Origin of the sequence: Streptomyces sp. A2-16 (assembly GCF_018128905.1) — a bacterium.
Classification (GTDB): Bacteria; Actinomycetota; Actinomycetes; order Streptomycetales; family Streptomycetaceae; genus Streptomyces.
The window spans coordinates 7,870,136-7,883,871 of sequence record NZ_CP063808.1 but is presented as its reverse complement, the minus strand read 5'-3'; the positions used below and the strand labels follow the sequence as shown (position 1 = coordinate 7,883,871).

General features: G+C 72.8%; 12 protein-coding genes and 1 tRNA gene. 6 read left to right on the top strand and 7 right to left on the bottom strand.

Annotation, left to right across the window (positions count from 1 at the left end; translation table 11 throughout):
• Window positions 1-14 precede the first annotated feature (14 nt).
• Together IOD14_RS35385 and IOD14_RS35380 are read left to right on the top strand one after the other, a co-directional pair.
• The gene (locus tag IOD14_RS35385) at window positions 15-2,483 is read left to right on the top strand and encodes a phosphoribosyltransferase (protein ID WP_212672453.1); all 2,469 of its coding nucleotides are present in this window, start codon (window positions 15-17) and stop codon (window positions 2,481-2,483) included.
• Window positions 2,480-3,307 (top strand): HAD family hydrolase, encoded by an 828-nt coding sequence (locus IOD14_RS35380; protein ID WP_123988858.1) that lies wholly within the window; start codon window positions 2,480-2,482, stop codon window positions 3,305-3,307. The genes IOD14_RS35385 and IOD14_RS35380 overlap by 4 nt, the downstream gene beginning before the upstream one ends.
• Here the strand turns inward: IOD14_RS35380 and IOD14_RS35375 are convergent.
• Together IOD14_RS35375 and IOD14_RS35370 are read right to left on the bottom strand one after the other, a co-directional pair.
• Window positions 3,282-3,908, bottom strand: a complete 627-nt coding sequence (locus tag IOD14_RS35375; RefSeq protein ID WP_212672452.1) for a DedA family protein — start codon at window positions 3,906-3,908, stop codon at window positions 3,282-3,284. The genes IOD14_RS35380 and IOD14_RS35375 overlap by 26 nt on opposite strands.
• 83 nt (window positions 3,909-3,991) lie before the next feature.
• Window positions 3,992-4,216 (bottom strand): zinc ribbon domain-containing protein, encoded by a 225-nt coding sequence (locus IOD14_RS35370; RefSeq protein ID WP_123988856.1) that lies wholly within the window; start codon window positions 4,214-4,216, stop codon window positions 3,992-3,994.
• A 103-nt stretch (window positions 4,217-4,319) separates the two neighbouring features.
• Here IOD14_RS35370 and IOD14_RS35365 point away from each other — a divergent pair, with 103 nt between their 5' ends.
• Both IOD14_RS35365 and IOD14_RS35360 read left to right on the top strand, forming a co-directional pair.
• Window positions 4,320-5,945 (top strand): alkaline phosphatase D family protein, encoded by a 1,626-nt coding sequence (locus IOD14_RS35365; RefSeq protein WP_249126144.1) that lies wholly within the window; start codon window positions 4,320-4,322, stop codon window positions 5,943-5,945.
• 200 nt (window positions 5,946-6,145) lie between these two features.
• Entirely contained in the window at window positions 6,146-7,513 is a 1,368-nt protein-coding gene (locus IOD14_RS35360) for a carbohydrate-binding protein (RefSeq protein WP_212672450.1), read from the top strand.
• A 168-nt stretch (window positions 7,514-7,681) separates the two neighbouring features.
• Here IOD14_RS35360 and IOD14_RS35355 read toward each other — a convergent pair whose 3' ends face one another.
• Window positions 7,682-9,058, bottom strand: a complete 1,377-nt coding sequence (locus IOD14_RS35355; RefSeq protein ID WP_123988853.1) for a hypothetical protein — start codon at window positions 9,056-9,058, stop codon at window positions 7,682-7,684.
• Between the two features lie 79 nt (window positions 9,059-9,137).
• Window positions 9,138-9,908 carry a DUF4097 family beta strand repeat-containing protein gene (locus tag IOD14_RS35350; RefSeq protein WP_123988852.1) on the bottom strand — a complete coding sequence of 257 codons (771 nt, stop codon included), beginning with the start codon at window positions 9,906-9,908 and terminating at the stop codon, window positions 9,138-9,140.
• A 212-nt stretch (window positions 9,909-10,120) separates the two neighbouring features.
• On the opposite strand from IOD14_RS35350, the gene IOD14_RS35345 reads away from it, so the two are divergent.
• A tRNA-Val gene (locus IOD14_RS35345) sits at window positions 10,121-10,192 on the top strand.
• 46 nt (window positions 10,193-10,238) lie between these two features.
• Here IOD14_RS35345 and IOD14_RS35340 read toward each other — a convergent pair.
• Together IOD14_RS35340 and IOD14_RS35335 are read right to left on the bottom strand one after the other, a co-directional pair.
• Entirely contained in the window at window positions 10,239-10,577 is a 339-nt protein-coding gene (locus IOD14_RS35340; RefSeq protein WP_123988851.1) for a hypothetical protein, read from the bottom strand.
• A gap of 166 nt (window positions 10,578-10,743) precedes the next feature.
• A complete protein-coding gene (locus tag IOD14_RS35335; protein WP_249126318.1) occupies window positions 10,744-12,033 on the bottom strand; it encodes an MFS transporter in 1,290 nt (429 codons plus the stop codon).
• Between the two features lie 284 nt (window positions 12,034-12,317).
• Between IOD14_RS35335 and IOD14_RS35330 the strand changes: the two genes are divergently transcribed.
• A complete protein-coding gene (locus IOD14_RS35330; protein WP_212672449.1) occupies window positions 12,318-12,743 on the top strand; it encodes a DUF6003 family protein in 426 nt (141 codons plus the stop codon).
• Window positions 12,744-12,765: 22 nt separating this feature from the next.
• Here IOD14_RS35330 and IOD14_RS35325 read toward each other — a convergent pair whose 3' ends face one another.
• Window positions 12,766-13,731, bottom strand: a complete 966-nt coding sequence (locus IOD14_RS35325; RefSeq protein ID WP_212672448.1) for a YihY/virulence factor BrkB family protein — start codon at window positions 13,729-13,731, stop codon at window positions 12,766-12,768.
• Window positions 13,732-13,736 lie beyond the last annotated feature (5 nt).

Genomic DNA, 13,736 nt, shown 5'->3' with positions numbered 1-13,736 from the left:
ACACCAAGGGACGCATGAACAAGGCAGTGAACGACGGGACACCGGGCGAGGTCTGGTCGGGGACGTGGGTCGCCGACCGGCTCGGCGTCGAACTCGTGGGCGACAGCCGGCTGACCGACCTGCTCGGGCTGGCCCTGCGCCGCAACCCCAAGCGGGCCCATCTGCTGGTCTCCAACGTGCTGGGCAAACACGTCCCGCAGTCGCCGTCGGTGGTCTACGGCCATGGCTTCGCGCTGGGCCGCAGGGTCCGCGACCTGCTCGGCGACGAGGAGGCGGCCCGCGCGGTCGTCCTCGGCTACGCGGAGACGGCGACGGGCCTCGGCCACTCCGTCGCCGACGGCATCGCCCTCGCCCCCTACCTCCACTCCACCCGCCGCCCGGTCCCCGGCGTCGCCCCCGCGGGCGGCTTCGAGGAGTCCCACTCCCACGCCACGAGTCACCTCCTGCTGCCGGAGGACCCGGCCCTGCTGGCAGGGGGCGGCCCCCTGGTCCTCGTGGACGACGAGTTCTCGACGGGCAACACGGTCCTGAACACGATCCGGGATCTGCACGGACGGCATCCGCGGGGACGGTACGTGGTGGTCGCCCTGGTGGACATGCGGTCGGAGGAGGACGCGGGGCGTCTGGACGACTTCGCCGGGGAGATAGGCGCGAGGGTGGACCTGGTGGCGGCGGCCTCCGGCACCGTGAAGCTGCCGGAGGGGGTGTTGGAGAAGGGGCAGGACCTTGTGGCGAGGTTCGAGGGAACCCACTCAGGGGCGCGGGGAACTGCGCGACAAGCCCCCACCGGCCCGCACCCGGCATTCGACCGCGTGGATCTGTCCTGGCCCCGTGACCTCCCCGACGGCGGCCGCCACGGCTTCACTCCGGCACACCGAATACGCCTGGAGAACGCCCTCCCCGCGATGGCCGCCCGCCTGGCCGAGGCCCTCCCGGCCGATACGCGCCGCGTGCACGTCCTCGGCTTCGAAGAACTGATGTACGCCCCCCTGAGGCTCGCCCGAGAGTTCGAACAGGTCGCCGCGGACGTCGAGGTGACGTACTCGACGACCACCCGCAGCCCCGTCCTCGCCGTGGACGACCCGGGATACGCGATCCGCACCCGCCTCACCTTCCCGGCCCACGACGACCCGGCCGACGGCCCCGGCGACCGCTACGCCTACAACGTCGCCGGCGCCGGTTTCGACGCGGTGGTCGCGGTCGTCGACTCCACCGCCGACACCCCCGAACTGCACGCCCCCGACGGCCTCCTGGCCCAACTCGCCGCGCACACCCGGCGGGTCGTCCTCGTCGTCGTCCCCAGCCACACCCCCGAAAGGCCCCCCATGCTCCCCGAGCCCCTCCGCGGCCCCGCCTTCTCCTCGTACGCCCCGGAGGACGTCGGCTGGCTGCTCCAGGACCTCTCGGACGTCACCCTGGAGGCGCCGACCGAGGAGCGCGAGGAGGCCATCCAGAGCGGCGGCGCGCACTACGCGGAGTCGCTGCCGATGGAGTACCAGCCGAGCGACCAGTACCAGGAGTTGTTCCGGCTGGCCCTCGAGGAGTCCTCCGCGAGGCTCGCGCAGGCCGTCGGCGCCGTCACGGAGATCGTGCTGCAGGAGCGCTCGCCCCGGCCCGTCCTCGTCTCCCTCGCCCGCGCCGGCACCCCCGTCGGTGTGCTGATGCGCCGCTGGGCGCGGTTCCGCCACGGCCTCGAACTGCCGCACTACGCCGTGTCGATCGTCCGCGGCCGCGGTATCGACGCCAACGCCCTGCGCTGGCTGGCCGAACATCACGACCCGGCCGACGTCGTCTTCGTCGACGGCTGGACCGGCAAGGGCGCGATCACCCGCGAACTGACCGAAGCGGTCAGGAAGTTCGAGGCCGAGGGCGGGCCCGTCGGCTTCGACCCGGAGATCGCCGTACTCGCCGACCCGGGCTCGTGCGTGCGGACCTACGGCACCCGTGAGGACTTCCTCATCCCCTCCGCCTGCCTCAACTCCACGGTGTCCGGCCTGATCTCGCGCACGGTCCTGCGCGCGGACCTGGTCGGCCCCGACGACTTCCACGGCGCGAAGTTCTACCGCGAACTCGCGGGCGCCGACGTGTCGGTGGACTTCCTGGACGCGGTGGCGGCCCGTTTCCCGGAGGTCGCGGACGCCGTTGACGCCACCGTGAAGGAACTGCTCGCCGGTGACCGCGAGCCCACCTGGGAGGGCTGGGCCGCCGTCGAACGCATCAGTGAGGAGTACGGCATCCACGACGTCAACCTCGTCAAGCCGGGCGTCGGCGAGACGACCCGGGTGCTGTTGCGCCGGGTGCCCTGGAAGATCCTGGCCAGGGCCGGAGCGGGCGCGGACCTGGACCACGTACGCCTGTTGGCCGAGCAGAGAGGTGTCCCGGTGGAAGAGGTCGCCGAACTGCCCTACACCTGTGTGGGGTTGATCCACCCCAAGTACACGCGGGGCGCGACGGGCGCCGACGGCAAGGCGGTCACCCTGTGACGACCGCCCAGGCTCCGGTGCTGGTCGCGAGCGACCTCGACCGTACGCTCATCTACTCCGCCGCCGCCCTGGCGCTCACCATGCCGGACGCGCGGGCGCCCCGGCTGCTGTGCGTCGAGGTGCACGAGAGCAGGCCGCTGTCGTACATGACGGAGACGGCCTCCCAACTGCTCGCGGATCTCGGGGACTCGGCCGTCTTCGTGCCGACGACGACCCGCACCCGCAAGCAGTACCAGCGCATCAACCTGCCCGGCCCCGCGCCGACGTACGCGATCTGCGCGAACGGCGGCCACCTGCTGGTCGACGGGGTCACCGACCTCGACTGGCACGCGCAGGTCACCGCCCGCCTCGCCGACGAGTGCGCCCCGCTGGAGGAGATCCGGGCACACCTCCAGGAGACGGCCGACCCCCTGTGGGTGCGCAAGCACCGCATCGCCGAGGACCTCTTCGCCTACCTCGTCGTCGAGCGCGAACTGCTGCCCGAGGACTGGGTGAAGGAGCTCGCGGTGTGGGCCGAGAACCGCGGCTGGACGGTCTCCCTGCAGGGCCGCAAGATCTACGCCGTCCCCAAGCCGCTCACCAAGAGCGCGGCCCTGCACGAGGTGGTCCGGCGCACCGGGGCCGCCCTGACACTGGCCGCGGGCGACTCCCTGCTCGACGCCGATCTGCTGCTGGCCGCCGACCGGGGCTGGCGCCCGGGGCACGGGGAGCTGGCGGACGCCGGCTGGACCGCTCCGGAGATCACCGCGCTTCCCGAGCGGGGAGTCGCGGCGGGGGAGCGGATCCTGCGGGAGTTCCTCAGGACGGCTCGGACGCCTCGGTAGAGGAGGGGCGCCGCAGCAGTCGTACGGCGATGAAGGCCACGACCGCGAGCGCGGCGGCCACCAGGACGACCTTCGAGTAGGCGGACACGACGTCGGTGACCTGGGTCCAGTTGGCGCCCAGGGCGTGGCCCGCCAGGACGAACGCCGTGTTCCACAGGGCGCTGCCCAGTGTGGTCAGCGTCAGGAACACCGGCAGCGGCATGCGTTCGACGCCGGCCGGGATCGACACGAGGCTGCGGAAGACCGGGATCATGCGACCGAAGAACACGGCCTTGGTGCCGTGCCGCAGGAACCAGGCCTCGGTCCTCTCGATGTCCGAGACCTTGAGGAGAGGGAGCCGGGCCGCGAGCGCCACCGTGCGGTCCCGGCCGAGCAGCGCGCCCACGCCGTAGAGGGCGAGGGCGCCGATCACCGAGCCCGCCGTCGTCCACAGCAGCACGGCGACCAGGCTCATCCGGCCGGTGCTCGCCGCGAAGCCCGCGAGCGGCAGGATCGCCTCGCTCGGGATGGGCGGGAACAGGTTCTCCAGGGCGATGGCCACCCCGGCGCCGGGCGCGCCGAGCGTGTCCATGAGGCCGTTGACCCAGTCGATGGCTGACATGGGCCCACGCTAGGGAGGCGGACCTGAAGCCAGCCTGAAGAGGCGCCCGTCGCCGGTTCTCGCCTCCGGTTCTCGTACGGCGGTCAGCCGCAGCAGCCCCCGCCGCAGCAGCCGCCGCCACCGCCCGCCCGGGGGGCCGGCGCCGGAGCGGAGGCGGACGCCGAGCCGCCCACCGCCACGGTCGACAGCAGTTTCACCGTGTCGTCGTGGCCCGCCGGGCAGTCGGCGGGGGCGGCGGACTCGGCCATGGGACGGCTGACTTCGAAGGTGTCGCCGCAGGTCCGGCAGCGGTACTCGTAGCGAGGCATGCGGACAGGTTAACCGGCGCTCCGGCGGGTGCGCCCGAATTCTGATGTTTGTCTGGTTAGCATGCGGGAGTTCTCTGCCGACGATCATGTGGGAGGGGCTCCCTTGGCTTCGCGACACCACCCCGAACTGCGGGCCGCGGCACGCCACTTCGGACGGCGGCACTTTCTCACCGTCACCGCGGCGGCCGCCGCTCTCGCTTTCGGCACCCAGCTGCCGGCCCGGGGTGCGGCAGGCTCCACCGAACTCGACGTGGCGAGGATCCCCAGCGATCCCTTCACGCTCGGCGTCGCCTCCGGGGACCCGCTGCCCGACTCCGTCCTGCTGTGGACCCGCCTCGCCCCCGCCCCGTTCGAGCCCGACGGCGGTCTGCCCCAGCAGTACGTCGTCGTCGAGTGGGAGCTGGCCCTCGACGAACGCTTCGCCGCGCCCGTCCGCAGCGGGGTCGCCATCGCCTACCCCGAGTACCACCACACCCTGCACATCGAGGTCACGGGCCTGGAGCCCGACCGGATCCACTACTACCGGTTCAGGACCGGGACATGGCTCAGTGAGACGGGCCGTACCCGCACGGCACCGGCCGCCGGGACCGACACCGCCTCGCTCTCCTACGCCGCCGTCTCCTGCCAGGCCTACTCCGACGGTTACTTCACGGCGCACCGCCATCTGTCCGAGGACGACGTCGACGTGGTCCTCCACCTCGGCGACTACCTGTACGAGTACGCCGTGAACTCCGCGGGCGGCCACCGCGCCTACACCGACCGGACACTGCCCGACCTCTTCAACCGCGAGGCCAGGACGCTGGAGGACTACCGGCTGCGCTACGCCCTCTACAAGAGCGACCCGGACCTCAGGGCGGTCCACGCGACGCACCCCTTCGTCGTCACCTGGGACGACCACGAGACCGAGAACAACTACGCGGGCACCGTCAGCGAGAACGACGACCCGCCCGAGGAGTTCCTGCTGCGCCGCGCCGCCGCCTACCGGGCCTACTGGGAGAACCAGCCGCTGCGCGCCGCACAACTGCCCAACGGCCCCGACGCCCAGCTGTACCGCCGGCTCCAGTGGGGCACGCTCGCCCGGTTCGACGTCCTCGACACCCGGCAGTACCGCTCCGACCAGGTGTACGCGGACACCAAGCACACCGGCGGCCCCCTGCAGGACGACCCGACGCGCACCATCACCGGGGAGGCGCAGGAGAGCTGGCTGATCGACGGCTGGCGCGACTCACCGGCCCTGTGGAACGTGCTGTCCCAACAGGTCTGCTTCTCGCAGCGCAAGCTCGACCTCACCGCCGAGCCGAAGATGTCCATGGACGCCTGGGACGGCTACCGGGCCTCGCGGCGCAGGGTCCTCGACGGCGCGAAGTCGGCCGGGGTGGAGAACCTGGTGGTGATGACCGGGGACGTGCACGCCGCGTACGCCTTCGACATCAAGGACGACTTCGACGACCCGGCCTCCGCGACCCTGGGCACGGAGTTCACCGCGACATCCGTCGCCAGCGGACGGGACGGCGCCGAGAAGCCCTCCACCTGGGACACGTATCTCAGGGCCAACCCTCATCTGAGGTTCTACGACGGGCGCCGCGGCTATGTGCGGGTCACGCTCGACCGGCAGCAGGCGCGGGCCGACTTCAGGACCGTGTCCGCCGTGACGACGCCGGGTGCGCCGATCACGACCTCCGCCTCCTTCGTGACGGAGGCCGGACACCCGGGCCTCGCACCCGCGTGACCGACGCGGGCCGGGCACCGGTACCCGGTCCACCGGCCCGTCGGCATCCCGTGCTCCGCCGGGCGGCCCCTTCTTGTGGCCCGATGCGCGGAACGGCCGGGCGGCGCACATCCTCGAGGCCGTTCCCGGCAAGACCTAGGGATTCGAGAGCTTTCGAGAGCTTCCGTGTCCCCCGCGATTCCCACCCGAGGAGACGTCCGATGGCCCACAGACACGTTTCAGCCGGCTGTGCCGCGTTGACGGTACTCGGCGCACTCGTGCTCACGGGGCGGCCCGCGGCCGCGGCGGTCGAGCCCCCCGCGCCGGCGCCGGGGCCCTCCGCAGCCGAGACGCTCGGCGCGAACAACCCGTCCCCCGTGGTGCTGCGCGCACTGCAGCGTGATCTGAGCCTGACCGAGGCGCAGGCCAGGACGCGCCTGATGAACGAGGCCGAGGCGGGCACCCGTGCCGGCCGGCTCCAGAACGCGCTGGGCGAGCGCTTCGCTGGAGCGTGGGTGAGCGGTGCCGCCTCCGCCGACCTCACCGTCGCCACCACCGAGATCGCCGACACCCCGGCCATCGAGGCCGTCGGAGCGCGGGCCCTGGTGGTCCGGACCCCGCTGGCGGACCTGAGGGCCGCCAAGGCGAAGCTGGACGCGGTCGTGACCGGCAAGGCCCTCGACACACCGGTCCGGTACGTCGACGTACGGACCAACCGGGTGACCGTGCAGGCGACCAGCCGTGCCGCCGCCGACACGCTCGTCGCGGCCGCCGGCGTCGACAGCGCGCTCGTGGACGTCAAGGTGTCGGCCGACCGGCCGCGCGCCCTGTACGCCATCCGCGGCGGAGACGCCTTCTTCATCGACGGCTCGGCCCGCTGCTCCGTGGGGTTCTCCGTCACCAAGGGCGACCGGCAGGGGTTCGCCACGGCCGGCCACTGCGGGCAGGCGGGGGCGAGGACCACCGGGTTCAACCGGGCCGACCAGGGCACCTTCCAGGCATCCGTCTTCCCCGGGCAGGACATGTCGTGGGTGGGCGTCAACAGCGACTGGACCGCGACGCCCGCCGTCAAGGGCGAGGGCGGCCAGGACGTGCAGACCGCCGGCTCCGTGCGGGCCCTGACGGGCGCCGCGGTGTGCCGGTCCGGTTCCACCACGGGCTGGCACTGCGGCACGATCGAGCAGCACGACACGAGCGTCAGCTACGACGAGGGCACCGTCCACGGCGTGACCCGTACGACGGTGTGCGCGGAGCCCGGCGACTCCGGCGGCTCGTACATCTCGGGAGTCCAGGCGCAGGGCGTCACCTCCGGGGGCTCCGGCGACTGCAGGAGGGGCGGCACGACCTTCTACCAGCCGATCAACCCGGTGCTCAGCGCATACGGCCTCACACTCACCACCAGCACCGCCGAAAGCGGCACCCCCGCGCCGCAGGACAGTGGCCAGGCGGACGCGTGGACCGCGGGCCGGGTGTACGAGGTCGGAGCGCGGGTGACCCACGACGGCCTCGCGTACGAGTGCCTGCAGCCCCATCAGGCGCAGGGCGCATGGCAGCCCGCCCGCACGCCGAGTCTGTGGCAGCTCGTCTGAGGAGGCGGTGGGGCCGCGGTGCGGGGGCGGTGGCTGAGAACCGGCGAGGGCTGAGAACCCCGCCCCCGCACCACGCGGTGACGTCGGCGGTACCGGCCCGTCGTCCCCTGGCCGACGAGCGGGACAAGGCGAGCTGACGGGAGATCAGCATCCCGGGGACGCGCCCTCTCAGTGCGCGCCGCCGCGCTCCTCGCGGATCTGCGAGACCACCCGCGCCACCGACTGCCGTACCGCTTCCGTCTCGGTCAGGAAGTGCCAGTAGTCGGGGTGGCGGCCCTCCAGGGTGGCGACCGCCCGGTCCAGGCGGGCCACCGAGTCGTCCAGGGGGCGCGCGTGTCGCGGGTCGGGGGTGTTGCGGCCGCTCATGGCGAGGCGCTGGGCGTCCCGGATGGCGAAGCGGGTGCGGTCGATCTCCTGCTGGGGGTCCTTCTGCACGGCGTTCAGCCGGTGCAGCCGGTCGCCCGCGGCGGAGACGGACTCGTCGGTGGTGTTCAGCAGCGCCCGGACGGTCGACAGCAGGGAGGTCGCGTCCGGCCAGCGCTGTTCGTCGCGGGCGGTGCGGGCCTCACCCAGCTTCCGCTCGGCCTGCCGTACGTTCTCCGCGGCCTGGTCAGGGACGTGCTGGAGGTCCTGCCAGCAGGCGGCGGTGAACCGGCGGCGCAGTTCGCTGAGCACCGGGTCGACCTGGCCGGCCCGGGTGGTGAGGGCCTCGGCGCGGGTGCGCAGGGAGACCAGCCGGCGGTCGATCTCCGCGGCCCGCTCCGGCAGCCGCTCGGCCTCCGCCCGGATCGCCGCGGCCTCCCGCGCCACCCGCTCGGCACGCTCCAGGGTCTGCGGCACGCCGTGCTGCCCGGCGCCCTGGTTCATCCGGGTCAGCTCGGGCCCGAGGGCGGCGAGCCGGGCGGCGAGGTCGTCCGCCTTCAGCCCCGACTCCCGTACGGCGTCCAGGGCGTTGGAGGCGGCCAGCAGCCCCTGCCGGGCCCGCTCCACGGCCGGGGCGAGCCGGGCGAGCTGGGTCTCGGCCTTGCCGAGCAGCGGGCCGAGGCTGTCGCCGAAACGGTCCAGCTCCCGCTTGACGTTGCCGAGGTCGTCCTTGGCCCGGGTGAGCTCGGTGCGCGCGTGTGCGGCAACCGAGGCCTCCAGGTCGTCCCGGTCGAGGTCATGGGCGTCGACGGCCTCGATGTAGCGCTGGCTGGCCGAGTCGATCCGCCCGCTGAGCGCCTGGAAGTCGGCGACCGCCCGCCGGGCGGCGGGGGAGTCGTCGACGGCCGTGATGGTCTCTATCGAGATCCGCAGATCCCGCTGGGCGGTGTCCAGTTCGTAGAACGCGGCCGCGGCGGCGTCCTTCGCGGCCTGCGCCTCGGCCCGCTGGCTCTCCGCACGCCCGCCGAACCAGCGCCGGGTGCCGCCGCCGGCGAACGCGGCCGGCAACGCGAGGGCGGCCAGCAGGGGCAGGCCGAGGAGGGCGAGGGTGTCCCCGAGTGCCTGACGGTGTGCGCGCGGCACCGACGACGACGAGTACGGCTGCGGTGGTGTCGCCGTCACATCCCTCTCCCGTGCTGTGTCCGTCCTGGCGGTGCCCGGTGTCATTCTCCCACCGGTAAGGGACGAACACACGGGCCGGTTAGTTCGCGGTTCGCACCGTGATCTTCCCGTCTCCGCTCTGGGCGGACACGAAGTGGTCGCTGGCGTCGGAACGGGGCACGGAGACGTCGACCCCGCCGTCGCCGCTCTTCGTGTCGACGCGGTAGGTGGCCTTCGGCAGCTCGACGGTCACGGAGCCGTCGCCGCTGCGGGTCTCCACCCGGTCCGGTACGGCACCGAGTTCGAGGTGGACCGAGCCGTCCCCGGTGCGGGCGGTGACGCGGCGGGAGGTGACGTCCGCGCGCATCGATCCGTCGCCGGTGCGCAGCTCCAGCGGCCCGCTGGAGTCGGTGACCCGTACGGAGCCGTCGCCGGTGCGGATGCTCAGCGGCCGGGTGAAACCCCGGGCCCGCACGCTGCCGTCGCCGTCCTCGACCTTCACGGCGATGTCGCGCGGTACCTCGATGCGGTGCTTGGCCGAGCAGTCGGCTATGACACCGCTGCACTTCATCCGCAGCACCAGCCGATCGCCCTTCATCGACCAGGTCACCTCGGGGTCCTTGCCGACGGCTACGGTCCCCTGGAACCAGCGGGTGACCTCGACCGTGCCCGACTTGTTCGAATCGGTGGCGACGATCTCCAGCGCCGAGTCGTCGGAGTCGACGGTCAGGGTGCGGCCCTGGAGCGCGAAGGACTTGTGATCGGGGGTCTTGTCGTCCCCGGCTGAGGCACCGCAGGCGGTGGCCCCCGCGAAAACGAGCGCGACGACCCCGGCCGCGGCGGCGGCACGTGCGGGAACGGAACGGACCATGACCATCTCCCCCTGATCCAGCCCTGGGCGGGCGGTCGCGGGCAGTCCACGACACTGGTTCGACCCTAGGGACGCGGCCCTCGACGCGGCATCCGGGTCGCTCCCGGATCCAGGGTGGGGTTTTCCCCCGTACCGGCCCTGAGTCCGCCGGCCCCCCGGGTTAAGGGTTTGCAGGGCAGGGCCCCGGGCAAGGTAGGCTGTCGACTCGTCTCGGGTGCGTAGCTCAGGGGTAGAGCGCCTGCCTTACAAGCAGGATGTCGGCGGTTCGAAACCGTCCGCGCCCACACCGGAAGAGGACCCCGGCCGATCTCGGCCGGGGTCCTTCGTCGTTCAGCCCGCTTCCTGCCGGCGCGACGCGTGCTTGAGCACGGTGCGGGCGTCCACGCGCTCCGGTGTCCCGACTTCCCTCCAGAAGCGGTGGGTGGTGACGAAGACCGCGAGTTCGTGCTCGCGCCGCCGGAGCTTCTCCACCTCGGCCTGTTCGTCGGGGGTCCAGCCGGGGGAGGCGGGGCGCTCCACCTTCCGCCAGCCGTTGTCGTCGCTGAAGCCGTCCAGCGGCGCGACCGACCAGGGGAGCCGCTTGAGCAGGGCCGACAGCTCGGCCCGGACCTGATGCAGCTCCTCCTGACCGGCGAGGAGGTCACTCGGAAAGTCATAGGTCTCAGCCACGACGCAATGCTACGCCTGTTCGATTTTGGGTTGCGAGTGGCTTCGGGAGGTTCATGCGAACGGACGGCGGGGCGGCCGCTCTCGCGGGCTCGGCACGGGCGGCCGGCCGGGATCCGGGTCGGTGTGACGCCGGGTCGGTGCGACGGCGGGTCACTTCGATGGCCGGTCACTGCGACGGCGGGTCGGTGCGTTCCGCGCGAGCGGGCAGCGTGCGCCCCAGGCGGGCGAGCGGGGACAGGGCCATCAGCACCGGCGACACCAGCATGCCCGCGGCCGTCACCAGGAGGCTGGTGCGCAACCCCCACTCCTGCGCGAGGAATCCGCCGAGCAGCGAACCGAGCGGGCTCAGGCCCATACCGACGAACGTGATCGTGGCGGCCGCGCGGCCCTGCATCCCGTCGGGAGTGACCGCCTGCCTTATGGCCATGACCATGACGTTCACCAGCTGACCGCCCGCCCCGAACACGAAGCAGACCGCCACGAGCGCGGCCACCGTCATCGCGGAGGAGCCGTGCAGCGCGGGCACACCCAGGAACGCGCCGTCGCCGAGCGCCGCCGCGGACAGGAGGACCGCGCCGTACCCGAAGCGGCTCGGCAGCCGGGCCGCCAGCACCGAGCCCAGGAGCGCGCCCGGCCCCGTCGCCGCGAGCGACAGTCCCACCTCGGTGCCCGACAGGTGCAGTTCTCGCGGCAGGAACAGCAGATGGACGGTCATCAGGGCGGCGAAGGAGAACTGGAACGCGGCCGAGGCGAGACACACGGTCCGCAGCGAGCTGTCGCCGACGACGAAACGCAGGCCCTCAAGAATCCGCCGCCCGGTGCGAGAAGAACGCCCCGTGCGCGGAGGGCGTCCCGTGCGCGGCGGACGTCCTGAGCGCTCCGGGACGGACTCCTCGCGACGGATCCGGCGGATCGACAGGAACGACAGCGCGAAGAACAGAGCGCCCGCGGCGGTGGCGATCGACGCCGACACCAGGGACACCAGCGCACCGCCGAGGGCAGGACCGCCGATCTGCGCCGCGGACCGGCTGCCCTCGAGCGCACTGTTGCCCCGCACCAGCTGATCGTGTCTCACCAGCCGCACGAGAGACGACTGGTAGGCGACGTCGAAGAACACGGACAGGACCCCGACGGCGAAGACGACCACGAACAGCGCGGGCAGGCCCAGCAGACCGAGGAGCCCGGCCGAGGCCGCGGCGCCCAGGACCAGGGCCCGGCCGGCGTCCGACAGGACCATCACCGTGCGGGTCCGCCATCCGTCCACCCACGCGCCGACGAAGAGCGAGAGCAGCAGGATCGGCGCCTGCCCCACCGCCCGCAGGACGCCCAGCTGACCTGCGCCGGCGTCGAGGGTCAGGACGGCGAACAGCGGCAGCACCAACAGACTGGTGTGTTCACCGAGTTGGGAGGCGGTCTGGCCCAGCCAGAGACTGCGGAAGTCGCGGTCCCGCCACAGACCGGACGGGACGGGGCGATCGGATGCGGATACGGCGGAGGAAGCGGAGGAAGCGGAGGAAGCGGAGGAAGCGGACGGCACGAGGATCCCCGGGTCGAAGGCGAGCTGTGCCACACCGTGCGGGGCGGCACGCGATGACGGGCCGAACGGCCCACGACGTCAACGCGTGCTCGGGAGACCGGGCATGTCCTCGCTCCTCCTCGGTGACTCGCCGAACCTGAACATTAGCCGGGCGAGGCGGGGTAATGGGAGGTCGTTCAGCCGCTGGTGCGAAGGAGCCGAGGATGACCGACGACGCCTACCTGTTCCTGCTCGACGACGCCTCCGCGCGGCTCGGCGTGCCCCCCGCCGCCGTCGGCGAGCTCGCCTGCATGGAGACCCCCGCGGTCCGCGCGTGGCTGGACGCCCAGGGAACCACGCCGAACTCCCCGCAGCTGCGCCTGCTGCCGCCGGAGGAGACCGCCGCCGTGCCCGAGGGCGCCGAACGGCTGCCGGTTCCGCTGAGCGACGAGGAGCTGAGCCGGGTCCGCCACCACCTGGCACCGGAGTCGCTCGCCGGGGTCGAGGAGGAGCTGCTCGCCTACCGCGACTGCGCGGACGGCCGCGACGGCCTGATCGGACGCGCCCTGGCCGCCGGCGTGCCACCGCACCGCATCGTCGAACTGACCGGCGTGGACCCCGCGACGGTCACCGCCGCCGCGCAGGGCTGACCGCGAGGGCGGCCGCCGGCTCTCACGCACCCGGGCCGGGATCCGGCAGCACGGCCGACTCGACACCCGCGCGGGCCGCCTCCAGCTGGGCGGCGAACGCGATGCCGACGAACAGCGCGACGGCGGTGAGGTTGGCCCACAGCAGCAGGGCGATGAAGGCGGTGAGCGGTCCGTACACGGCACCGAAGGCACCGCTCTTCGCCACGTACAGCGCGAGCAGCCAGGTGGCCGACACCCACAGCAGCAGATGCACGGCCGAGCCGAAGGCCAGCCAGGTGTAACCGGGCTGCACCCGGCGCGGGGACCAGCGGAAGATCACTGCGGAGGCCACCCAGGCCAGCGCGAGCCCCACCGGCAGGTCCAGCACGTCCCACCAGCGCGGTCCGCCGCCCTCCCGGCCCGCGGACTCGGCCACCGCGTCGCCCACGGCCGCACCGGCGACGAGCACCACGAACCCCAGCACCAGGGGCAGCCCGGCGGCGAGCGCGAGCACGAACCCGCGCGCGTACTTGCGCGGGAAGGGACGGTCGCGCTCGATGCCGTAGATCCGGTTGGCGCCGCGTTCGATCTGGCCCATGGCCGAGGCGAGGTTCAGCAGCGCGAAGCCCAGACCGAGCCACAGGGCGAGCGTGCTCCAGGCACTGCCGTGCGCGGTGCGCCGCGTCCCGTCGAAGGCGTCCTCCACGATGTCGGCGCTCGCGCCCGGCACGATCCGGCCGAGCGTGAGCTCGATGATCCGGCCCACGCCCTCCGTGTGCACCGACGTGGCCAGGCCGACCAGCGCCACCGTGCACGGAACCAGCCCGAGCACCACCTGGAAGGCCAGGGCCCGGGCGTTGGTGAAGCCGTCGGCGTAACGGAACCGCGCGAAGGAGTCGGCCAGCAGCCGCAGGCCGCCGTAGTGACGCAGGGCGGCGAACGCCTCGTCTCCGGAGAGCTCGTCCCCGATCATGTCCCGGGTCTGCGGGACGCGGACGGCGGTTCCCATGGCGT